Source organism: Allobosea robiniae, assembly GCF_900102525.1.
Classification (GTDB): domain Bacteria; phylum Pseudomonadota; class Alphaproteobacteria; order Rhizobiales; family Beijerinckiaceae; genus Allobosea; species Allobosea robiniae.
In genome coordinates this window covers 304,845-325,788 of the sequence record NZ_FNBZ01000007.1, presented here as the reverse complement: position 1 = coordinate 325,788, position 20,944 = coordinate 304,845, and the positions used below count along the sequence as shown (strand labels likewise).

Genomic DNA, 20,944 nt, shown 5'->3' with positions numbered 1-20,944 from the left:
AGGGCCGGGATGGAGAGTGCCTCAGCCGTAGCGCCCTTCCAGCCGCCGGTCGATCCACAGGGCCGCCAGCGTGCAGAGCGCGCCGGAGAGCAGGTAGAGGCCGACCCAGGCGAGGCCGAAGCTGCTCGACAGCGTCAGCGCGACCAGCGGGGCGAAGCCGGCGCCGATCAGCCAGGCGAAGTCGGAGGTCAGGGCCGCGCCGGTATAGCGGTATTGCGCCTTGAAGCTGGAAGCGACCGCGCCGGCGGTCTGGCCATAGGCGAGGCCGAGCAGGCCGAAGCCGATGATCACGTAGATCGTCTGGCCGGCAAGGCTGTCGCCGAAGAGCAGGGGCGCGACGATGCTCGACAGGCTGAACAGCGCGATCATCCCGCCCGAGAGCAGCAGCGTGTTGCGGCGCCCGATCTGGTCAGCGATCAGGCCGGAGGTGACGATCGCGCCTGCGCCGACCACGCCGCCGGCGGCCTGTACCAGCAGGAACTCGGAAACCGAGCGGTCGGTGAAGAGATTGATCCAGCTCACCGGGAAGATGGTGACGAGGTGGAAGAGCGCGAAGCTCGCCAGCGGCACGAAGGCGCCGAGGATGAGCGTGCGGCCGTGGACGCGGATGAGCTCGAACACCGGGACCGGCATCAGCTCACGGGTTTGCATCAGCTGGGCGAATTCCTGGGTCGCGACCATGCGCAGCCGGGCGAAGAGCGCGACGACGTTGATCGTCAGCGCGACGAAGAAGGGATAGCGCCAGCCCCAGCCGAGGAAATCCTGCTTCGAGAGCGCACCCTCGAAATAGGCGAAGAGCCCGGCCGCGAGAATGAAGCCGAAGGGCGCTCCGAGCTGCGGCAGCATCGCATACCAGCCACGGCGGTTGGGCGGGGCATTGAGCGCAAGCAGGGAGGACAGCCCGTCCCAGGCGCCGCCGAGCGCGATGCCCTGCAGCAGGCGGAAGCCCGCGAGGATGACGATCGACCAGATGCCGAGCGTCGCATAGCCTGGCAGGAAGGCGACGCCCGCCGTCGAGCCGCCGAGCAGGAAGAGGGCGGCGGTAAGCTTGGTCGCGCGGCCGTAACGGCGGTCGATGGCGAAGAACAGCACCGAGCCGATCGGGCGGGTGACGAAAGCCAGCGCGAAGATGCCGAAGGAATAGATCGTGCCTGTCAGGCGGTCGGCGAAGGGGAAGACCAGCTCGGGGAAAACCAGCACGCAGCCGAGGCCGAAGACGAAGAAATCGAAATATTCCGAGGTCCGGCCGATGATGACGCCGAGCGCGATATCGGCCGGCGACACGTGGTCGCGGCCATGCTCGTCCGCCGGATGTCTCGTTGAATGGTTCGCCGCGTCAGCGCTCATGACCGCGAATTCCTCGTTGGGAGGCGAGCCGGCCGAACCGGACTTGCCCGCACCTCGTACAAATGGATACGGTGGATAGAAGCCACCCGTCAAACCATCGCAATGAGACAGATTGTCTTATGTGCGGTGCGAAAGAATGGGAATAGAGAACGGCAGTCCCGGATGAGGGAGGTCTCGAGTCTCTTGCGGATCTTTCGTTTTTTAGCGGTCCTGCCGCTCTTCGCGCTGCTCGGCGGCTGCCAGATGGTGCTGCTCGGCCCGTCCGGCGATGTTGCGTTGCAGCAACGCAACCTGTTGCTCGCCTCGACCGGGCTGATGTTGCTGATCATCGTGCCGGTGATGGCGCTGACGATCTTCTTCGCCTGGCGCTACCGCGCCTCGGCCAAGGCCAGCTACGATCCGGACTGGAACCATTCGCTGCCGCTGGAGGTGGTGATCTGGTCGGTGCCACTGCTGATCATCATCGTCATCGGCGCCATGACCTGGATGGGCACGCATCTGCTCGACCCCTATCGCCCGCTCGACCGCATCAGCGCCGGCAAGCCGGCAGTCGAGGCGAAGGCCGGCGGAAACGGGGCCCGCAAGGAGCCGCTCGTCATCGAGGTCGTCGCGCTCGACTGGAAATGGCTGTTCCTCTACCCGGCGCAAGGCATCGCCTCGCTCAACGAGGTGGTGGCGCCGGTCGACCAGCCGATCGAGTTCCGCATCACCTCGTCCTCGGTGATGAACTCGCTCTTCATTCCCGCGCTGGCCGGCCAGATCTACGCGATGCCGGGCATGCAGACGAAGCTCAACGCCGTGATCAACCATGCCGGCGAGTTCGAGGGCTTCTCGGCCAACTATAGCGGCGCCGGCTTCTCCGACATGCGCTTCCGCTTCCGCGGCGTCGACGACAAGGGTTTCGGTGACTGGGTGCAGGGCGCGATCCGCACCGGCAGCCCGCTGGGGCGCGAGGAGTACCTCGTGCTGGAGAAGCCGAGCGAGCGCGAGGCGGTCCGCTATTTCCGAGACATCCCGTCCGATCTCTTCAGCGCCATCCTCAACATGTGCGTCGACCGGGCGAAGATGTGCACGCGCGACATGATGGCGCTGGACGCCAAGGGCGGCGGTGGCAAGGAGGGCATCCATATCGTCGCGCAGCTCGAATACGACAAGAGCGTGCGCCGGGGCGGGCAGCCGATGCCGCCGCGTCCGTTCGTGACGGCGATCTGCACGCCGACCGATGTCTACGGCACCGCGGGCGTCACCGCGCGCGTCGCCAACTGAGGCTGGGAACGATGACCTCCTATCCCGACTGGTGGAAGCTGATCTTCGGGCGCTTCACCCTCGAGGCGATCCCCTATCACGAGCCGATCCTGATCGGGACCTTCGCCGCGGTCGCGCTCGGCGGCCTCGCGCTCGTCGCGCTGGTCACTCGGCTCAAGCTCTGGGGCTATCTCTGGCACGAGTGGTTCACCAGCGTGGACCACAAGAAGATCGGGATCATGTACATGATCCTCGGCGTGATCATGCTGCTGCGCGGCTTCGCCGATGCGCTGATGATGCGCGGCCAGCAGGCGATCGCGTTTGCCGGCAACGAGGGCTACCTGCCGCCCCATCATTACGACCAGATCTTCACGGCGCATGGCGTGATCATGATCTTCTTCGTGGCGATGCCCTTCGTCACCGGCCTGATGAACTATGTCGTGCCGCTGCAGATCGGCGCGCGCGACGTCGCCTTCCCCTTCCTCAACAATTTCTCGTTCTGGATGACGGTGAGCGGCGCCGTTCTGGTGATGATGTCGCTGTTCATCGGCGAATTCGCCAAGGTCGGCTGGCTCGCCTATCCGCCGCTTTCGGGGGCCGCCTACTCGCCCGGGGTGGGCATGGACTACTACCTATGGGCTCTGCAGATCGCAGGCGTGGGCACGACATTGTCCGGCGTCAACCTGATCGCGACCATCGTGAAGATGCGGGCGCCCGGCATGGAGATGATGCGGATGCCGGTCTTCACCTGGACCGCGCTCTGCACCAACGTCCTGATCGTCGCGACCTTCCCGATCCTGGCGGCGACGCTCGCGCTGCTCACGCTCGACCGCTATGTCGGCACCAATTTCTTCACGAACGATCTCGGCGGCAACCCGATGATGTACGTGAACCTGATCTGGATCTGGGGCCACCCGGAGGTCTACATCCTGATCCTGCCGATCTTCGGGGTCTATTCCGAGGTGGCCTCGACCTTCTGCGGCAAGCGCCTCTTCGGCTATGCCTCGATGGTCTATGCGACGGTGGTCATCACCATCCTGTCCTATCTCGTCTGGCTGCACCATTTCTTCACGATGGGCTCGGGCGCCAGCGTGAACTCGTTCTTCGGCATCACGACGATGATCATCTCGATCCCGACGGGGGCGAAGATCTTCAACTGGCTGTTCACGATGTATCGCGGCCGCATCCGCTTCGAATTGCCGATGATGTGGCTTCTCGCCTTCATGCTGACCTTCGTCATCGGCGGCATGACCGGCGTGATGCTGGCGGTGCCGCCGGCCGATTTCGTGCTGCATAACAGCCTGTTCCTGATCGCCCATTTCCACAACGTCATCATCGGCGGCGTGGTCTTCGGCGTCTTCGCCGGCATCGCCTACTGGTTCCCCAAGGCCTTCGGCTTCAAACTCGACCGGTTCTGGGGCCTGCTCTCGTTCTGGTTCTGGGTGATCGGCTTCTACGTCGCCTTCATGCCGCTCTATGTGCTCGGCCTGATGGGCGTGACGCGGCGGCTCAGCCGCTTCGAGGACCCGTCGCTGCAGATCTGGTTCGTCGTCGCGGCGATGGGCGCGGTGCTGATCGCACTGGGCATCCTCTGCTTCATCATCCAGATCGCCGTCAGCATCATGCGCCGTGAGCAACTGCGCGACGTGACCGGCGATCCGTGGGACGGGCGCACGCTGGAATGGTCGACCTCCTCGCCGCCGCCGGCCTACAACTTCGCGTTCACGCCGATCGTGCATGATCTCGATGCCTGGGCCGACATGAAGAAGCGCGGCTATAGCCGTCCGCTCGGCGGCTTCAAGCCGATCCACATGCCACGGAACACCGGCGCCGGTGTGATCATCGCCGGGCTCGCGACGGTCTGCGGATTCGCCTTGATCTGGTACATCTGGTGGCTGGCAGCCCTGACCTTTATCGGCGTGGTCGCGACCGCGATCATCCACAGCTTCAACTACGACCGCGACTTCCATATCCCCGCCGACGATGTCGTGCGGGAAGAGGACGCGCGAAGCCGACAGCTCGGACGGGCCTGAGGGGCGATGATGGCCAAGGCGAAAGCACAGGCTCAAGCCGCGAGCGTGCCGGCATTCTACGTCACCGGGGACGATCACGCCCATTCCGGCGGCTCGACCATGCTCGGCTTCTGGCTCTACCTGATGAGCGACTGCCTGATCTTCGCAGTGCTCTTCGCGACCTATGGCGTGCTCGGGCGCAATTATGCGGCGGGGCCCTCCGGCGCCGACCTGTTCGATCTCAGGCTGGTCGCGGTCAACACCGCCATGCTGCTGTTCTCCTCGATCACCTATGGCTTTGCCATGCTGGCGATGGACAAGGGCAAGCAGGCGCTGATGCAGCGCTGGCTCGTCGTCACCGGGCTGTTCGGCCTCGCCTTCCTGGCGATCGAGCTCTACGAGTTCGCGCATCTCATCCGCGAGGGCGCGACGCCGATGCGCAGCGCCTTCCTGTCCTCGTTCTTCACGCTGGTGGGCACGCACGGCCTGCATGTCACCTTCGGCCTGATCTGGCTGACCGTGTTGATGGTGCAGGTCTCGAAGCGCGGGCTGATCGAGGCCAACCGGCGCCGCCTTTTGTGCCTCTCGATGTTCTGGCACTTCCTCGACGTCATCTGGATCGGCGTCTTCACCTTCGTCTACCTGATGGGCGTGCTGAAATGAGCGGTAGCCACGACCAAGCCGAACCGCATGGCGCCCATGGCGACGACCATGCCCCGCATGGCAGCCTGCGCGGCTATGTCACCGGCTTCCTGCTTTCGGTCGTCCTGACCGCGATCCCGTTCTGGCTGGTCATGAACGACATCCTCGGGAATGCGACGCTGACGGCGATCGTGATCATGGCTTTCGCGGCCGCGCAGATCGTCGTCCACATGGTCTACTTCCTCCATATGAACGGCCGCTCGGAGGGAGGCTGGAACATGATGGGGCTGATCTTCACCCTCGTCATCGTGGCGATCGTGCTCGCCGGCTCGCTCTGGGTGATGTTCCACCTCAACAGCAACATGATGCCGGACATGCACCGGATGTAAGGCAAGGCCGATGTCCGTGGATGCGGGCGGGCACACGCGCGGTGGGTTTGCCCGATTCGCCTTTGCCGTGGCGCTCTGTCTCTTCACGCTGGTCTTCGCCGGGCTCGGCATCTGGCAGGTCGAGCGCCGAAGCTGGAAGCTCGACCTGATCGCTCGCGTCGAGGCGCGGATTCATGCTGCTCCGAGTACAGCACCGGGGCCGGATGCGTGGAGCGGCGTTGGTGCAACTGCCGACGAATACCGACGCATCGCCCTGCAGGGCCGCTATCTCGATGCGCCGGAGACGCTGACCATGGCCGTCACCGGGCGCGGACCCGGCTTCTGGGTCATGGCGCCGTTCCGCAGCGATGCCGGCTTCACTGTTCTGGTCAATCGCGGTTTCGTGCCGGAGGATCGGCGCGGGGTGGATGAGCGCCGCGCGGCGGAACCCGGAGAGACGCGGGTCGTGGGGCTGCTGCGCCTGAACGAGCCCGGCGGGGGCTTCCTGCGCAATAACGATCCCGCTACAGGGCGCTGGTATTCGCGCGACGTTGCCGCGATCGCTGCCGCGCGAGGTCTGGGTGCGGTCGCGCCCTATTTCGTCGATGCCGATGCCGCCGCCGAACCGGGCCCGTTGCCGCGGGGCGGCATGACCCAGGTCAGTTTCCGCAACACGCATCTGGTCTATGCGCTGACCTGGTTCTGCCTTGCACTGATGAGCGCCGGGGCCGCGATCTTCCTGATCCGCCGGGGATCGGACGAACCGTCCGCAAGCTGAAGCGGCCTCAGGTGACGACGAAGCCGTGGGCGAAGGGGTCGTGGTCGTCGATGAAGATGGTGTTGTAGCCGGTCATCCGGGCCCAGCCGGCGATGGAGGGGATGATCGCGGGGCGGTTGGCGACGGTCGTCGCAGCCTCGACGCGGCCCTTGAACAGCGACCCGATGATCGATTCATGCACGAACTCGTCGCCGACCGCGAGGTTGCCCTTGGCGGCGAGCTGGGCCATGCGGGCGGAGGTGCCGGTGCCGCAGGGCGAGCGGTCGATCGCCTTGTCGCCGTAGAACACGGCGTTGCGAGCATGCGCCTCCGGCTTCGTCGCCTTGCCGGTCCACTGGATATGGCTGAGCCCCTGGATCTCAGGGTGTTCGGGGTGGATGAATTCGTATTTCTTGTTCAGCGCCGCGCGCAGCTTCGGGGACCAGCCGATCAGTTCGCCGGCTGTATGGTCGGCCATGTCCCGGAAATTCTTCTGCGGCTCGACGATGGCGTAGAAATTGCCGCCATAGGCGACGTCGACGACGATCTCGCCGAGGCCCTCGACCTCGGCCGTCAGGCCTTCGGCATGGAGGAAGCCCGGCACGTTGGTCAGGCGGACCTCCTCGACGAAGCGGCCCTCCTGGCGGTAGCTGATATCGACCTTGCCGGCGGGTGCCTCGATCGAGAGCCTGCCCGGCTCGCGCGGCGTGATCAGCCCGTTCTCAATGGCCATGGTGATCGTGCCGATGGTGCCGTGGCCGCACATCGGCAGGCAGCCGGAGGTCTCGATGAAGAGCACGGCGACGTCGCAATCGGGGCGGGTCGGCGGGTAAAGGATCGAGCCCGACATCATGTCGTGGCCGCGCGGCTCGAACATCAGGCCGGTGCGGATCCAGTCGAATTCGCGCAGGAAATGGGCGCGCTTCTCCAGCATGTTGTTGCCTTCGAGGCGCGGGCCGCCGCCGGAGACGAGACGCACCGGATTGCCGCAGGTGTGGCCGTCGATGCAGGAGAAGGTGTGGCTGGCCATGGTCCGACTCTCAGAAGCGCTGCGGTGAGAAGGAAGCGATGTCGATGGCGGGTGGCCGATCCGTCAAGAGGTCGGCGACGAGGCGGGCGGTGCCGGCCGATTGCGTCAGGCCGAGATGGCCGTGGCCGAAGGCATAGATCACGCGCGGGGTCGCGCGAGCACGGCCGATTGCCGGCAGGCTGTCGGGCAGTGACGGGCGAAAACCCATCCATTGTACGCCGTCATCGGGCTTGAGGCCGGGCAGGAAGGCGCGAGCCTTGGCCAGCATCGCCTCCGAGCGGCGGAAATTCGGGGGCAGGTCGAGCCCGCCGAGCTCGACGGCGCCGCCGACGCGGATGCCGATCGAGAGCCGGCTGACGACGAAGCCATGGCCGCCGAAGGTGACCTGCGTGCGCAGGTCGAAGGCATTGGGCGGCAGGGTTGTGTTGTAGCCGCGCTCGGTTTCGAGCGGGATGCGCTCGCCGAGGCTCTTGGCGATGCGATGGGAGAAGGCGCCGGCGGCCAAGACGACCTGCCTAGCCTGCCGCGTCTGGCCGCCACGGGCATGGATCGTGACGCCGCCGTCAACCGGCTCGAGGCCTTCGACCTCCAGCCGCTCGATCGTGCCGCCGCGGGCGCGAAAATGGTCGGCGAGCGCGACCGTATAGCCCTTTGGGTCGGCGATCGAATACCAGCCGGGGGTGAAGGTGCCGTGGGTGAAGCGTGGTGCGAGGCCGGGCTGGATCTCGGCCATGCCGGCTGCGTCGAGATGCCGGAAGGCGATGCCGTGTTCCGCACGGGCCTGCCAGCCGGGCAGGGAGGCCTTCAGCTCAGCCTCGCTCTCATAGACCTGCAGATTGCCGTCCTTGCGCAGCATGGCGAAGGTGCCGGTCTCGTGCAGGAAGGGTTCCAGCTCCGCCTTGGACAGGTCCATCAGCGCGGTCTGCGCCGTGGTGGAATGGGCGACGCGATCAGGCGAGCAGGCCCGCCAGAAGCGATACATCCAGGGGGCGATCCGGAGCGCATAGGCCGGCGGCACCGAGAGCGGCCCGAGCGGATCGAGCAGCCATTTCGGCGCCTTGCGCAGGATGCCGGGTGAAGCCAGCGGCAGGATGTCGGTGAAGGCAAAGGCGCCGGCATTTCCGGCCGAGGCGCCCGCCGCCGGCCCGGTCTTGTCCAGCACGGTGACCGACAGGCCGCGCCCCTGCGCCGCAATCGCGGCGGAGAGGCCGACCACGCCGGCGCCTATGACGATGACATCGGGATTGGCCATCAGCGGGTGCGTTTCGCGAATGCGTCTTGCGGTTTTGACCCGGGCCGATGACCGGCCGGGGATATCAGCATGGAGTTGGCCACCGCGCGGCGGAAGGGCTTCCGCCGCGCGGTGCGCATGATCAGGCCGCCTGCTTGCGGGCGACGTTCGCCTTAGACCAGTCGGCATACCAGGCGTCGAACAGCTTGAGCTGGGCCTCGGCATAGCCGCGTTGGCTCTCGCTGAGCGCATCGGTCTCGTTGAAGTGCAGGGCGTATTCCTTGTCGCCCTTCAGAACCATCATGTGCTTGAAGAACAGGACGAGGTCCGGGCCCGCATCGAAGGATGAGAGCACGGCCAGCGCCTGCTCCAGTTCCTGTGCCTGGCGGCGGGCCGTGGCATCGCCGGCGGCCGCCGCCACCGAGAGCTGGCAGAGATGCAGCACTTCCTGCGGCAGGACGTTGCCGATGCCGGTGATCGCGCCGGTCGCGCCGCAATTGACGTAGCCATGGACGACGGTGGTGTCGATGCCGATCATCAGCGAGACGCCGTCATCGCGGCTGGTGATGTTCTCGGCCGCATAGCGCATGTCGTCGGCGCCGCCGAATTCCTTGAAGCCGACGAGGTTCGGATGCTCGGCGCGCAGCGCAAAGAACAGGTCGGCGCGGGTGGCGAAGCCGTAATAGGGGCTGTTGTAGATCACCGCGGGCAGGTCCGGAGCGGCGGTCAGGATCGCCTTGAAATGCGCCTTCTGGGCGGCGATGACCGAGCCCCGCGAGAGGACGCGCGGGATCACCATCAGGCCCTTGGCGCCAACCTTCTGGGCATGGGCGGCATGGGCGACGGCCGAGGCGGTGTTGACCGCGCCGGTGCCGACGATGACCGGGATGCCGGCCTTCACCAGACGCTCGACCCCTTCCATGCGCTGGGTATCGGTCAGCAGGGGCCAGTCGCCCATCGAGCCGCAATAGACCACGGCGGACATGCCGCGGGCGACCAGCTCCTTGGCCTTCCGCACCAGCCCATCGAAATCGGGCGTGCGGTCCGCCTTGCAGGGGGTCATCAGCGCGGGGATCACGCCGGAGAAAATCTGGGCCTTCATCTCGCTCTCCTTCTGGCTGCCGTTCTTGCGGAGACCCCGCCACCCCAGCGGCGCGCTCCTCTCAAGGCCCTTATAGTATTTTGCATATTCTTTGTCGACAAAAGTTACGCAAGATTCTCAAAGGGCGATGTCGAGCCTGTCTTCGCCGATCATGAGCTTCTGAATCTGCCTGACGATCTGTTCTGCATGAGCCTTCCCAAGGCGCTCCGCCAGAGCCGTGTCGCGGGCCACGATCGCGGCCACGATGGTCTCGTGCTCGTCGACGAATTGCTGCGGCAGCCGGTCGTCATAGGATTGGTAGTAGAGCCGCAGGAAGCGCCGGCCCTCGTCGAGGAGGCGGCTGAACAGGCTGTTGAAATAGGGGTTGCGCCCGGCTTCCGCGATCGCGGCATGGAAGGCGGCGTTGGTCGCGATCATCGCCAGCGCATCCTGCGCCTTCACCGCGGCGGCGAATTCCTCCTGCCGGGCGCGGATTGCTTCCAGATCCTCCGGCCGGCGGTTCTGGGCGGCAAGCTGGGTCGTCACCCGGTACATCAGCGTCAGCGCGTCGAAGAAGGGCGCCATGTTCAAGAAGTCGAGATTGGCCACCATGGTCGAGCGATTTGGCAGCGTGTCGATCAGCCCTTCACCGGCCAGCCGCACCAGCGCCTCGCGGATCGGCGTGCGCGACATCTGGAAGCGCTCGGCGAGCTGGACCTCGTCGATCGGACTGCCGGGCAGCAGGACCAGATCGAGGATTTCATCGCGCAGCAGATCGTAGACGAATTTCACGCCGGAGCCGCGTTTGCGCTCCGGGGCGGGGATTGCCTTGGTCTTGGTGGCGGTCATGGAAAACCCTCTTGTCGACAAGAGGGATACGGATTGTACGGCGATCGATCAATCGGAGCCCGGCACTTTCCCGGGGCTGCCCTCCGCTCAATTCGGGTTGAACGGGGTGGCGTCGCGAACCTGCGTCACCTCGACAAGGCCGGTGAGCTGCCGGTCTAGCTGCCGGGAGGCGGCTCCGCGACAGAGAGGCCGGTGACGCCATGCTTCGCGATCAGCCGCCCGACGACCCCGCTCTCGATGGCGGCGATAATGAAGCTCCTGAGATAGTCGAGGGCGATGCCGGAGGCCTTGGGGGTGCCCAGCGCCTGCTGGACCGCCATGAAGCGGCCGGGGAGCATGCGCGAGCCCGGCAGCGTCTTCTCGTCCTCGATCAGCTTCGGCCTCAAGCCTGCGAGGGCATCGAGCTTCCGATCGACAAAATGCTGGTATGCGCCGTCGAAACCTTCTCCGGTGACGAGCTCGGCCTCGCGGATGTTCCGTTCGAGCCAGAGGCCATAGGCCGTGCGCGCGGCGACTGCGATGCGCCGCCCCTTCCGGTCGACCTCCGCCACGGATTGCAGGGGCGAGCCTGCCGGCACCAGATAGGTCGCCTCGATCTCGGTATAGGCAGGGGTGAAGTCGATGACCGCGGCGCGCTGCGGCTCGGCCCCGACCAGCGCGACATCCCATGCGTCGCTCTCGGCCGCATCCGCGAGCGGGCCCGGCGATGGATAGGTGACGTATTGGAGCGGCAGGCCGAGGCATTCGGCCAGGATCGCCGCCATGTCCGGCGAGACGCCGGCCGGGCCGCCATCGGCCGTGCGGCTGGAAACCAGCAGGAAGTTCGACAGGTTGATGCCCGCCCGCAGCACGCCATGGCGCGAGAGCGCCTGGCGAACAGCTTCGGGTGGCGCCCCGATGATCGCGCCGATCCGCTTGGCTTCCTCGGTCATCGTCAGGCCGCCCGCAGGGTCTGCGCGCCGGGCGCGCTGAAGCGCGTCGTGCCGGTCTTGTGGCCGAAATCGGAGGGGCGCGATGTGGGGTGGGTCAGCACGGTGTCGATAGCCTTGTCGATCGCAGAAAAGCTTGCGCGAGGGCGTGCAGCTTCCGCTTTTCCGCGCGCCACCGCAACAGCGCCCCCCCCCCGCCGAATCGAAAGGGGGCAGTGCCGTCGCGCTCCGCGTCAGCAGCCGATCACCTTGAACTCGACGCGGCGGTCGAGCGCGTCGCTGGCGTCGTCCTTGCCGGTCCCGACGAGGTTTTCCTTGAAGCCGCGGCCGGTCGCGATCATGCGGCCGCGATTGTCGGGCGCGCCGGTCAGCAGCAGGTCCATGACGAACTGTGCCCTGAGCGCCGAGAGCCGGTCGTTCACCTGCGGCAGGCCGGTATGCGAGGTATGGCCGACGATCTCCAGGCAGGCGCCCTTCTGGCGCGAGCGCGTCGCGATCTGGCTCAGCCACATCGGATAGGGCTCGGTGATCTGGCGATCGTCGATGAACTGCGTCGTGCCGGGCTTGAACAGCAGCTTCACCATCAATCGGTCCGTGCCGAGGCCATAATCGATCAGGTCGCCGAAGGCATCGACCATATCCTCGCGCCGGGCGAGCTTGCTGGCGGCGAGATAGGTCCCGATCCTGACGCGGTGCTGCTCGCCGCCCGGCAGCCTGCGCGCCGTCCGGTAGAAGGCGAGCGCCTCGCGGAAATGCTGGGTCTCATAGGCGAGGATGCCGTCATTGATCAGCGCATTGGCGGTGAGCTTCTCGACATAGCCGGGATCGATCGGGTCCCCGAGCTTCGTGCCCTGGCAGGTCTTGATATAGGCGTCCGTCGCCTGATCCTTCGCCCAGAGCGGCGAGTCTCGGTAATAGGGCGTCGGCGTCGTATCGACGCCTTCGGTGCGGGCGCGCGTGACGCCCTTGGAGACGATGCTGTTGGATTTGAGATCGGCCAGCGTCAGGCAGATCCGGTAGGCGTCGCGCGGGCCGTCCGCCACGCCCTGGTTGTTCACGGCGGTGAAGGTGCCGACCAGCACCACCGGCTTGCTTGCCAGGGCTTCGCTGTCGAAGGGCAGGACGGTGAAACGCGGGTAGTTCGTCCGCACGAGCTCCATCAGGGTCGCCTGCATCGAGCGCGTCGCGGTCGATTGCGCGCCCGAGGCCGCGTCGATCAGCGGGTCGATCACCAGCTCGATCCTGTCGCCGGAGACGGCCGCCTTGGTGAAGAGATCGTCGGCCGCCTTGCGCAGCGCCTCGGCGAAGGGCGTGGGGGTTGGCGGTGGCGGCGCGGTCTGGGCGCCGGCCGATATGGTGCCCCCCAGTAAAGCCAGGGCGATCATGACGGTCTTGAAGCGGACAAAGTCTGCCATGCCTCACCTCTCCGGCTTCGGCCGGGCTTTCCCGCCACGGCCACCCTGCATCAGCGGCATTGCCGCAATTGTTCGCGTCCTGCCGGCGTGAGATCGCCAAGCTGCGCGCGCATCAAGAGTTCGGCGCATTCGCCGGAGGCTCGCCCGCGCGGTGCGGCGTCCGATGGGCGCAGTGCGGCACCCGGCAGGGCGATGGGCTGCGTCGATCGGTTCGGCGACAGCGAGCCGGATACACCGAGCCGGGCCGCCATGGCCTGCTCGACATTTCTGCGTTCCTCGGCGAGGCGCTGCTTTTCCGTCTCGATCGCAGCGAGCTCCGCTTCCCGGCGGGCGAGTTCGTCGGCGAGGCGCGCGCGCTCCGCCTTGTCCTGCGTGCGCGACGCGGGCGGGGCAGGGGCGATGGCGACAGGCGCGGAGCCCGGAGCCGACACGGGCGGCGAGGCGCCGACCGCGTCGCCGATATCCTTGCGGGCGAGATCGTCGGCGGCCTGCCGGCGCCCCTGTTCCGCCCGTTCGAGGCGCTGGAGCAGGGCGCGTTCGCGCTCGGCGAATTCGCGTATGAGTTTCTCACGATCGCTCGAGACCAAGGAGCGGCGTTCGAGCAGATCGAGCCGCGTACGCGCGTCGATGACGAAGAAACTCTGCGGATAGCGCTGGATGAAGGCCTGCAAGGCGGTGGTGTCGTCGCTGGCGCGGATCCGGCGCCAGACATCGGCATCGGTCTCCTCGCGGTTGAGGTAGAAATCGCCGAGCAGGGAGAGCGAGAGTTCCGGCGTCTGCTTGCCGGCGGTGGTATCGTAGACGCTCTTCTGCACGCGGCGGAACAGCGCCGCCACTTCCAGGCCGGGTTGGTCGATCTCACGCACCAAAGCGGCGGTGAAGGGGCTGTTGCGGCCGGCCCCGTCGGCGGCGACATCGTTGGCCTGCGTGGCATAGGCGATGACCATGCCCTGTGCGCGCTGGACCGGGGCGAGGCCTGAGCCGACGGAGAAGCCGCGGGTCGCCTGCCGCTTGGCGAGCAAGCCGACGAACGGGTTGTTGCGGCAGGCGTCGAGCACCATGATCTTGACGCCCTTTGCGTAATTCAGCGCAGTGACGACATCGTTGAGCCGGGTCGTCTCGTACTGGACGCCGACCTCGTCCTCGATCTTGGCCTCTACGGGCACGAGATAGTTCTCGCCGTTGAACTGGAAGCCGTGCCCGGCGAAATAGAACATCGCGGCGTCGGCATCCTGCGCCAGCCGGGCGAAGCGCGTCAGCGCCGCATCCATGCCGCGCTTATCGAGATCGATGCCGTCGACCACCTCGAAGCCGACCTTGCGCAGGGCGGTGACCATGTCGCGTGCGTCGTTCACGGTGTTTGGCAGCGCCGGCGCATTGCGATAGCTGGAATTGCCGATGACGAGCGCCACGCGGCGATCGGGCGGCGTCTCGGCCAGGGCAAGGCCGGACCAGAGCATGAGGAGCAGGCCGCAGAGTCTGGCGACGAGGGTCATGGGTGCATCCTGGAGGCTGCTCGCAGCCTCTACGTCATGCTAATGCATGATCCCGACCATCTCCAGAACAAAGCATAGTCCTCATCGAAAAGGGACGGCGTTTTGCTTGAAGACTGCAATCGTCGCTGATAGCCTTCGGCCTATCTTCTCGCGAAAGGAAGACGCTGATGCTTCGCCTCGCGCCGGCGCTTCTGCTGTTGGGGTTGGCCGTGGCGCTCCCATTCGCGGGCGCATCGGCGCAGGATCGCGCCCGGCAGCGCAGCCCGGCCCCCGCGACGGCGCGTCTTTCCTTCGTCGGCCTCGCCGACAAGGCACAGGTTCCCGCCAAGCTTACGGTGCGGTTCGCGATCTCAGGCATGGAGGTCGTGCCGGCCGGGCAGGCGATGCGCAATGCCGGGCATCACCACCTGCTGATCGATACCGAATTGCCGCCGCTCGACCAGCCGATCCCCAGCGATTTCAACCATATCCATTTCGGGGGTGGCCAGACCGAGGCCGAGATCGCGCTGACGCCGGGCAAGCACACGCTGCAACTGCTCTTCGCCGACCACAATCATGTGCCGCATGATCCGCCGGTGGTGTCGGAGCGCATCACGGTCGAGGTCTCGGCGGCGCCTGAGAAACCACGCTCAGTCGCGGCGCCCGGCGCCCGTGTCTTCTTCATCGATCTGCAGGACGGCGCGACGATCCCCAGCCGCGCCAAGATCCGTTTCGGGGCGGAAGGCATATCGGTGACGCCGGCCGGAACCACCAGCGCGAACGGCGGCCACCATCATCTCCTCGTCGATACCGAGCTGCCGGCGCTCGACCGCGAGGTTCCCAGCGACTTCAACCATCTGCATTTCGGGCGCGGGCAAACCGAGGTCGAACTCTCGCTGCCGCCCGGCGAACACACGCTGCAATTGCTGATGGGCGATCACGAGCATGTGCCACATGATCCGCCGGTGGTGTCCCCGCGCATCCGGGTCCGCGTCGTCGGCGACGCGCAGGCTTCGGTCGCTGCGCCTCCACCGCCGCATGCCCATGGCCCCGGCCGCGCCCGCACGGCGTCGCCCAACGATGCCGCGGTCTATTTCGTCTATCCCAGGGATGGCGACCGGATCTATCCGACCTCGACGATCCGCTTCGGCCTGCGCAACATGGGCGTGGCGCCGGCCGGCGTCGCCAAGCCGAATACCGGCCATCACCATCTGCTGGTCGACGCCGGGCCGCCCTCGTTCGACGAGCCGATCCCGGCCGATCTCAACCATATCCATCTCGGCGGCGGCCAGACCGAATACAAGCTGACGCTGCCGAACGGGCGGCACACGCTGCAGCTCCTGCTCGCCGACGAGAACCATCTGCCGCACGACCCGCCTGTGATCTCGGAGCGCATCACGGTGACCGTGATACCGGGCGGCCCGAACGCGAGGAGGCGCAGGTGATGTCGGGAATCCGCATCGCAGCCGTCGGCCTCGTTGCGCTGATGGCCTGGCAGGGGCTCGTTTCAGAAGTCGCGGCGCAGACCGCCACGCGCCAGCCGGCTCCGCCGGGCGCGCAAGTCTATTTCCACTATCCGATCGATGGCTTGAGCGTTCCCGAGCGCTTCACGGTGCGGATCGGCCTGCGCGGCATGGGTGTCGCGCCGGCAGGCGTCAATCACGCCCGAACCGGGCATCATCATCTGCTGATCGATACCGATCCCGGCCCGCCGGACCAGCCGATCCCGTCCGACTACAACAACATCCATCTCGGCAACGGGCAGACGGAAGTGATGGTGACGCTGCCCAAGGGCCGGCACACGCTGCAATTGCTGCTCGGCGACTACAATCATACGCCGCATAATCCGCCCGTGATGTCGCCGAAGATCACGGTCAATGTCCGCTAGCTGAAGGATATCGTCTGCCGATGGCTTGGTTGCGCGTTCTGGCCACTGCGATCGTGCTGCAGGGATTGTCGGGTCTGCCCGGCTTTGCCCAGCAGCCGGGCGAGCCTGCGCGTGTCGCCCTCGTCATTGCCAACGAAGCCTATCCGGAGGCGCCGATCGCCGGCACCGCCCAGCAAGGCCGCGCCGTCGCCGAGACCTTGAGCGCCGGCGGCTTCGATGTCGTCGCCGTCGAGAATGCCGACCGCAACGCCTTGCGGCAGGCGATCGCCGGCTTTGCCAGCAAGCTCCGGCGCGGCGCGCAGGTCGTCGTCTTCTACAGCGGCCACGCGATCCAGCAGCGGAACCGCAATTTCCTGGTCTCGACGCAGAACGGCACTGAGGGGGCGGTCGATCTCGACGAGATCATCGATCCGCTGATCGTCGCCCGGCCGGCGAGCGCCCTGGTGTTTCTGAATGCCGGCCGCGACAATCCCTGGCAGGGCAAGACGAAGGGGCTCCTGCCGTTGGAGCCGATGGAAGGTATCGCCGTGCTGTTCCCGACGGCGCCGGGCAAGACGCTGCCGGGCGGCCCCGACCGCGCGGTCGCCGCCTGGCTGAAGGCGATCCGGACGCCGGGGCTGGACATGACGCAGGCGCTGAAGCAGGTGCGGGACACGGTTTCGCGCGAAACCCGGCGAAGCCAGCAGGTCTGGCTCTCGGCGGAGCCATCCAAAGGGCTCGTGGTCACGCCGGTCACCCGGCCGGTCGCCGTCGCGCAGGGCAGCCGCGCCGTCATTCCGCCGCCCCAGACACCGGGCGCGACCCAGGACTCGGCCTATGATCTCGCCTTCTGGGAATCGATCCGCAACAGCCGCAGCGCCGCCGAGTACCGTGCCTATCTCGATGCCTATCCGAACGGGCGGTTCGCCTCGCTCGCCCGCACGCGCGAGCAGGAATATCGGGCCGGCCCGACTGCGCCTGCTGCCCCTGCCGCCGTTGCTGCAGTGGCGACGCCGCCAGCCGCTTCCCAGCCGGTCGCCGGCGCACCGCAGCGCGATTGCGCGGGCTGTCCCGAACTGGTCGCGATCCCCGCAGGCAGCTTCCAGATGGGTTCAAACGATCTCTACGAATTCGAGAAGCCGGTGCATCCGGTGACTATCCGCGGCTTCCTGCTCGGGGTGCGGGAGGTGACGTTCGAGGAATGGGATCTCTGCATCGACCAGGGCGGCTGCAACTACCGGCCTGACGATCGCGGGCTCGGCCGCGGCAAGCGACCGGTCACCGATATCCACTGGAACGATGCCAATGCCTATCTCGCCTGGCTCTCGGCCCGGAGCGGAAAACCCTATCGCCTGCCGACCGAGGGCGAATGGGAATACGCCGCGCGCGCCGGTACCACGACGACCTATCCCTGGGGCCAGGCCCTGGTGAAGGACCGCGCGAACTGCCTCGGCTGCAACGACCAGAAGCGCGGCATCGCCGTTGCGGCCGGCCAGTTCCCCGCCAATGCCTTCGGTCTCTACGACATGGCCGGCAATGCCGCCGAATGGGTCGCCGATTGCTGGAGCGAGAATTATCGCAGCGCGCCCCGCGACGGCAGCGCCTATACGGTCGGGGGGTGCCGCGAGCGGGTGTTGCGCGGAGGCTCGTTCAACAACGACCCGCGCTATCTGCGCTCCGCCGCGCGCTTCAAATACGAAGCCGACGTGCGCTTCTACACCAATGGTTTTCGCGTCGCGCGGGACCGATAGACCAATCACTCCTCCCTGAATTGCAGGGGCGGCATGCGTGCCGCCTGCCTTGAAGCGCGTGCCTTTCCGCCGGCAATACAGACCGGGAATCAATCAGGAAGGGGAGGCCCGCATGGCCAAGGAATTCACCGGCAAGCGCGTGATCGTGATGGGCGGCAGCCGCGGCATCGGCCGTTCGATCGCGCTCGGCTTCGCCGCGGGCGGGGCGGCGGTCTCGATCTGCGCACGCAGCGCCGGGCCGCTTGAAGCGACGCGCCAGGAGATCGCGGCGCTGGGCGTCGCCGCCCATGCGGCGACCGTCGATCTCGCCGATGCCGGCCAGATCGAGGCCTATGTGCCTGAGGCCGTGAAGGCGCTCGGCGGGCTCGATATTCTCGTCAACAACGCGTCGGGCTTCGGCCAGAGCGATGACGAGGACGGCTGGGCGGCCTCGCTCAGCGTCGATATGATGGCCGTGGTGCGCGGCAGCCATGCGGCTATTCCGCATCTCCAGCCGGGTTCGTCGATCGTGAACGTCTCGTCGATCTCGGCCCTGCGGGCCTCGGCGCGCTCGGCGCCCTATGGCGCGATCAAGGCTGCGGTGATGCATTACACCGGCAGCCAGGCCAAGATGCTGGCGCGCAAGGGCATCCGGGTGAACTGCGTCGCGCCGGGCTCGATCGAGTTTCCCGGCGGCTCATGGGAAAACCGCAAGACCTCCAATCCCGAGCTCTACAATGCGACGTTGGCGAACATTCCCTTCGGGCGGATGGGCAGGCCTGAGGAGATCGCCGAGGTCGTGCTCTTCCTGGCTTCGGCCAAGGCGAGCTGGGTCACCGGCCAGAGCATCGTCGTCGATGGCGGGCAGCTCGTCGGGCCCTGAGCCCGGTCAGAGCCGCAAGCCGCCATCCACCGCGATTTCGGCGCCGTTGATATAGCTGCCCTCGGGCGAGCAGAGCAGCAGAACGGTGCCCGCACAATCCTCAGGCCTGCCAATCCGGCCCAAGGGGATGCGGGCGAGGACCTGCTGCTCCCGTCCGGGCTGGGCCAGCACGGTGCGGTTGCGATCGGTCAGGATCGCGCCGGGCTTGACGATATTGAAGGTGACGTCCGGCGCCTGCGTGGTGCGGGCGAGGTTCAGGATCATGTTGGTCTGCGCGGCCTTGGTGGCGGCGTAGTAGAGATGCGTCGGATTGGGGCGCGCTTCCTGCACGCTGCCGATCGCGATCACCCGGCCGAAGCCGCGCGACAGCATCCCCGGCAGGAAAGCCTGCAACAGCCTGACGGTGGCGTGGAGATTGATCTGCGTCTGGGCGGCCATCGCGGCTTCCGAGACCGCGTCCCAGTTTTCCAGCATCTCGACTGAGGCGCAGAGCACGAGGATATCGGGCTCGGTGCCCTTTGCCATGAGCTGCGCGGCCATCGCGGCGGGGGCGCTCGGCTCGGCGAGGTCGGCGATCAGGGCCGTGGCCGCGTGGTTTTGCGCCCGCAGGTCGGCGACCGCCGCGTCGGCGGCGGCGGCGTCCCGGTCATGGATGATGGCATGCGCGCCGGCATCCGCGAGGCGTGTCGCGATCGCCAGCCCGATGCCGCGCGCCGCGCCGGTGACGAGCGCGACGCGCCCCGAAAGCGGGCCTGTCATCAGCCGAGCAGTGGTTTCACGCGCGCGGTTGCGTCGTCCATCGCCTGCTGCGCCGGCTTGCGGCCGAGCACGGCGGCCTGCGTTTCCTCGATGAAGATGTCGTGGGCGCGGGCCTGCTCGTCGAAGGCCGGCAGATGGATGCGCGAAGCCTTGAGCGCCGCCGCCTCGTCGGCGGCATAGGGCATCGCCGCCTTCAGCTTCTCGTCGGCATAGGTCGAGATGCGCACCGGGCCGTTGCCGTTCAGCGCCATGGCGGTCGTGCCGGTCTTCGAGGACAGCGCGCGGATGAACTCCCAGCTCAGCGGCTTCTGCCTGGCGTTCTTCGGGATCATCAGCGCCCAGAACTCGGTGGTCGGGGCGAAGGCGACCTTACCCACGAGATCGGCCGCCATCGGTGGCAGCAGCGACTTGAACTTGCCACCGTATTTGCCCTTGGACGGGTCGTTATAGGTCACCAGCCTGGCGAAGGGGTTGATCGTCATCGCCGCCCGGCCTTGCTGCATCCAGGTGGTGATCTCCTCGTTGTTCACCGTCGCGAAATTCCGCGGCAGCACGCCGGCCTTGTAGAAATCGGCGAGCAGGGTGAGCGTCTTCACCATCGGCGGCTCGGCCGCGGCGATCTTGCCGTCGGTCGTCATGTAGTCGCCGCCGAGGCAGCGGGCGAGCGTCAGGAAGTTCGAGGCGAAGACGGCGGTGAAGGCGAGGCCGTAGACCTGCGTGCCATCCTCGCGCTTGAAGGTGAGCTTGCGGGCGAGTTCCGCCAGCTCCTCGAATGTCGTCGGCAACTTGGTGACGCCGCGCTCCTCCAGCAGGGCTTCGTTGTAGATCAGCGCGTTGGTCGCGTGGCGCACCGGGATGCCGTGCAGCGCATCGCCGACCTTGAGCGGGGCGAGCAGGCCCGGCGCGAAATCGTCGAAGGCCTCGATCGGCGCCTGCTTCATCAGCGCGTCGAGCGGCTCGAAGAGCTGGAGATTGCGCGGCACCGCGCGGCCATTGACGAGATAGGCGACATCGATGGAGGTCTCCGAGAGTGAGGCCTCGCGCAGCAGCCGCTCATGAACCGCGTTGACATCGCCGAATGTGACCCAGTTCACATTGGCGTCGTTCGCCTTGCGGAAGGCTTCGGTGGCGTCGCCGCCGGGACCGGTCGTCGCGGCATTCTGGTGGACGCGGTGACCGAGCGCGGTCAGCGTCTTCGCCTGGGCGAAGGCGGCGCGCGGGAGAAGCGCCGCGGCGGCTGCGGCGCCGGCGAGTGCACCGAACCGGCGGCGCGAGATGCGGGATGTCATCGATTGTCCTCCGGTGCTCGTTTTCGGGCGTGATG

General features: G+C 66.8%; 19 protein-coding genes. 9 read left to right on the top strand and 10 right to left on the bottom strand.

Going from position 1 to position 20,944, the window contains the following annotated elements:
- Positions 1 to 21: 21 nt before the first annotated feature.
- Positions 22 to 1,347 (bottom strand): MFS transporter, encoded by a 1,326-nt coding sequence (locus BLQ70_RS20410; protein WP_091860571.1) that lies wholly within the window; start codon positions 1,345 to 1,347, stop codon positions 22 to 24.
- Between the two features lie 183 nt (positions 1,348 to 1,530).
- Here BLQ70_RS20410 and cyoA point away from each other — a divergent pair, with 183 nt between their 5' ends.
- Genes cyoA through BLQ70_RS20385 form a run of 5 tightly spaced genes read left to right on the top strand, consistent with a single transcriptional unit; the run spans position 1,531 to position 6,392 of the window.
- The gene (gene cyoA / locus BLQ70_RS20405) at positions 1,531 to 2,613 is read left to right on the top strand and encodes a ubiquinol oxidase subunit II (RefSeq protein ID WP_091860802.1); all 1,083 of its coding nucleotides are present in this window, start codon (positions 1,531 to 1,533) and stop codon (positions 2,611 to 2,613) included.
- Positions 2,614 to 2,624: 11 nt separating this feature from the next.
- The gene (gene cyoB, locus BLQ70_RS20400; protein WP_091860568.1) at positions 2,625 to 4,625 is read left to right on the top strand and encodes a cytochrome o ubiquinol oxidase subunit I; all 2,001 of its coding nucleotides are present in this window, start codon (positions 2,625 to 2,627) and stop codon (positions 4,623 to 4,625) included.
- Positions 4,626 to 4,634: 9 nt separating this feature from the next.
- Positions 4,635 to 5,267, top strand: a complete 633-nt coding sequence (cyoC, locus tag BLQ70_RS20395) for a cytochrome o ubiquinol oxidase subunit III (protein WP_061966279.1) — start codon at positions 4,635 to 4,637, stop codon at positions 5,265 to 5,267.
- Positions 5,264 to 5,635, top strand: a complete 372-nt coding sequence (gene cyoD, locus BLQ70_RS20390) for a cytochrome o ubiquinol oxidase subunit IV (RefSeq protein WP_091860565.1) — start codon at positions 5,264 to 5,266, stop codon at positions 5,633 to 5,635. The genes cyoC and cyoD overlap by 4 nt, the downstream gene beginning before the upstream one ends.
- Before the next feature lie 10 nt (positions 5,636 to 5,645).
- Positions 5,646 to 6,392 (top strand): SURF1 family protein, encoded by a 747-nt coding sequence (locus BLQ70_RS20385; protein WP_091860563.1) that lies wholly within the window; start codon positions 5,646 to 5,648, stop codon positions 6,390 to 6,392.
- Between the two features lie 7 nt (positions 6,393 to 6,399).
- Here the strand turns inward: BLQ70_RS20385 and BLQ70_RS20380 are convergent, their stop codons facing one another.
- The 7 genes from BLQ70_RS20380 to BLQ70_RS20350 all read right to left on the bottom strand — a co-directional run bounded on the left by BLQ70_RS20380 (position 6,400) and on the right by BLQ70_RS20350 (position 14,402).
- Positions 6,400 to 7,401 carry a 4-hydroxyproline epimerase gene (locus BLQ70_RS20380; protein WP_091860560.1) on the bottom strand — a complete coding sequence of 334 codons (1,002 nt, stop codon included), beginning with the start codon at positions 7,399 to 7,401 and terminating at the stop codon, positions 6,400 to 6,402.
- A gap of 10 nt (positions 7,402 to 7,411) precedes the next feature.
- Positions 7,412 to 8,653, bottom strand: coding sequence for an NAD(P)/FAD-dependent oxidoreductase (locus BLQ70_RS20375; protein ID WP_091860557.1), 1,242 nt, complete (start codon positions 8,651 to 8,653; stop codon positions 7,412 to 7,414).
- A gap of 121 nt (positions 8,654 to 8,774) precedes the next feature.
- Entirely contained in the window at positions 8,775 to 9,734 is a 960-nt protein-coding gene (locus BLQ70_RS20370; RefSeq protein ID WP_091860554.1) for a dihydrodipicolinate synthase family protein, read from the bottom strand.
- Positions 9,735 to 9,851: 117 nt separating this feature from the next.
- On the bottom strand, positions 9,852 to 10,562 hold the full coding sequence (locus BLQ70_RS20365; protein ID WP_091860551.1) for a GntR family transcriptional regulator: 711 nt from the start codon (positions 10,560 to 10,562) through the stop codon (positions 9,852 to 9,854).
- A 155-nt stretch (positions 10,563 to 10,717) separates the two neighbouring features.
- The gene (locus BLQ70_RS20360) at positions 10,718 to 11,494 is read right to left on the bottom strand and encodes a transporter substrate-binding domain-containing protein (protein WP_091860548.1); all 777 of its coding nucleotides are present in this window, start codon (positions 11,492 to 11,494) and stop codon (positions 10,718 to 10,720) included.
- A gap of 230 nt (positions 11,495 to 11,724) precedes the next feature.
- Positions 11,725 to 12,906, bottom strand: a complete 1,182-nt coding sequence (locus BLQ70_RS20355) for an OmpA family protein (RefSeq protein ID WP_244512108.1) — start codon at positions 12,904 to 12,906, stop codon at positions 11,725 to 11,727.
- A 50-nt stretch (positions 12,907 to 12,956) separates the two neighbouring features.
- Complete coding sequence (locus tag BLQ70_RS20350; RefSeq protein WP_091860544.1) at positions 12,957 to 14,402, bottom strand: caspase family protein; 1,446 nt, start codon at positions 14,400 to 14,402, stop codon at positions 12,957 to 12,959.
- A 167-nt stretch (positions 14,403 to 14,569) separates the two neighbouring features.
- Here BLQ70_RS20350 and BLQ70_RS26040 point away from each other — a divergent pair, with 167 nt between their 5' ends.
- The 4 genes from BLQ70_RS26040 (at position 14,570) to BLQ70_RS20330 (ending at position 18,861) form a co-directional block, all read left to right on the top strand.
- Entirely contained in the window at positions 14,570 to 15,826 is a 1,257-nt protein-coding gene (locus BLQ70_RS26040) for a DUF4399 domain-containing protein (RefSeq protein ID WP_091860541.1), read from the top strand.
- Positions 15,826 to 16,269, top strand: a complete 444-nt coding sequence (locus tag BLQ70_RS20340) for a DUF4399 domain-containing protein (RefSeq protein WP_091860538.1) — start codon at positions 15,826 to 15,828, stop codon at positions 16,267 to 16,269. Before BLQ70_RS26040 ends, BLQ70_RS20340 begins: the two co-directional genes overlap by 1 nt.
- A gap of 20 nt (positions 16,270 to 16,289) precedes the next feature.
- Complete coding sequence (locus BLQ70_RS20335) at positions 16,290 to 17,999, top strand: SUMF1/EgtB/PvdO family nonheme iron enzyme (protein ID WP_091860535.1); 1,710 nt, start codon at positions 16,290 to 16,292, stop codon at positions 17,997 to 17,999.
- Positions 18,000 to 18,111: 112 nt separating this feature from the next.
- Positions 18,112 to 18,861, top strand: a complete 750-nt coding sequence (locus tag BLQ70_RS20330; RefSeq protein ID WP_091860532.1) for an SDR family NAD(P)-dependent oxidoreductase — start codon at positions 18,112 to 18,114, stop codon at positions 18,859 to 18,861.
- Positions 18,862 to 18,867: 6 nt separating this feature from the next.
- Here the strand turns inward: BLQ70_RS20330 and BLQ70_RS20325 are convergent, their stop codons facing one another.
- Both BLQ70_RS20325 and BLQ70_RS20320 read right to left on the bottom strand, forming a co-directional pair.
- The gene (locus BLQ70_RS20325; protein WP_091860529.1) at positions 18,868 to 19,620 is read right to left on the bottom strand and encodes an SDR family NAD(P)-dependent oxidoreductase; all 753 of its coding nucleotides are present in this window, start codon (positions 19,618 to 19,620) and stop codon (positions 18,868 to 18,870) included.
- Complete coding sequence (locus tag BLQ70_RS20320; RefSeq protein WP_091860526.1) at positions 19,620 to 20,909, bottom strand: ABC transporter substrate-binding protein; 1,290 nt, start codon at positions 20,907 to 20,909, stop codon at positions 19,620 to 19,622. Before BLQ70_RS20320 ends, BLQ70_RS20325 begins: the two co-directional genes overlap by 1 nt.
- Positions 20,910 to 20,944: the final 35 nt, after the last annotated feature.

Bases quoted from the DNA above. Each gene is read 5' to 3' on its own strand.
- BLQ70_RS20410 (WP_091860571.1), bottom strand. From the start codon at position 1,347: ATGAGCGCTGACGCGGCGAACCATTCAACGAGACATCCGGCGGACGAG.
- cyoB (WP_091860568.1), top strand. From the start codon at position 2,625: ATGACCTCCTATCCCGACTGGTGGAAGCTGATCTTCGGGCGCTTCACC.
- cyoC (WP_061966279.1), top strand. From the start codon at position 4,635: ATGGCCAAGGCGAAAGCACAGGCTCAAGCCGCGAGCGTGCCGGCATTC.
- cyoD (WP_091860565.1), top strand. From the start codon at position 5,264: ATGAGCGGTAGCCACGACCAAGCCGAACCGCATGGCGCCCATGGCGAC.
- BLQ70_RS20385 (WP_091860563.1), top strand. From the start codon at position 5,646: ATGTCCGTGGATGCGGGCGGGCACACGCGCGGTGGGTTTGCCCGATTC.
- BLQ70_RS20380 (WP_091860560.1), bottom strand. From the start codon at position 7,401: ATGGCCAGCCACACCTTCTCCTGCATCGACGGCCACACCTGCGGCAAT.
- BLQ70_RS20375 (WP_091860557.1), bottom strand. From the start codon at position 8,653: ATGGCCAATCCCGATGTCATCGTCATAGGCGCCGGCGTGGTCGGCCTC.
- BLQ70_RS20370 (WP_091860554.1), bottom strand. From the start codon at position 9,734: ATGAAGGCCCAGATTTTCTCCGGCGTGATCCCCGCGCTGATGACCCCC.
- BLQ70_RS20365 (WP_091860551.1), bottom strand. From the start codon at position 10,562: ATGACCGCCACCAAGACCAAGGCAATCCCCGCCCCGGAGCGCAAACGC.
- BLQ70_RS20360 (WP_091860548.1), bottom strand. From the start codon at position 11,494: ATGACCGAGGAAGCCAAGCGGATCGGCGCGATCATCGGGGCGCCACCC.
- BLQ70_RS20355 (WP_244512108.1), bottom strand. From the start codon at position 12,906: ATGGCAGACTTTGTCCGCTTCAAGACCGTCATGATCGCCCTGGCTTTA.
- BLQ70_RS20350 (WP_091860544.1), bottom strand. From the start codon at position 14,402: ATGACCCTCGTCGCCAGACTCTGCGGCCTGCTCCTCATGCTCTGGTCC.
- BLQ70_RS26040 (WP_091860541.1), top strand. From the start codon at position 14,570: ATGCTTCGCCTCGCGCCGGCGCTTCTGCTGTTGGGGTTGGCCGTGGCG.
- BLQ70_RS20340 (WP_091860538.1), top strand. From the start codon at position 15,826: ATGTCGGGAATCCGCATCGCAGCCGTCGGCCTCGTTGCGCTGATGGCC.
- BLQ70_RS20335 (WP_091860535.1), top strand. From the start codon at position 16,290: ATGGCTTGGTTGCGCGTTCTGGCCACTGCGATCGTGCTGCAGGGATTG.
- BLQ70_RS20330 (WP_091860532.1), top strand. From the start codon at position 18,112: ATGGCCAAGGAATTCACCGGCAAGCGCGTGATCGTGATGGGCGGCAGC.
- BLQ70_RS20325 (WP_091860529.1), bottom strand. From the start codon at position 19,620: ATGACAGGCCCGCTTTCGGGGCGCGTCGCGCTCGTCACCGGCGCGGCG.
- BLQ70_RS20320 (WP_091860526.1), bottom strand. From the start codon at position 20,909: ATGACATCCCGCATCTCGCGCCGCCGGTTCGGTGCACTCGCCGGCGCC.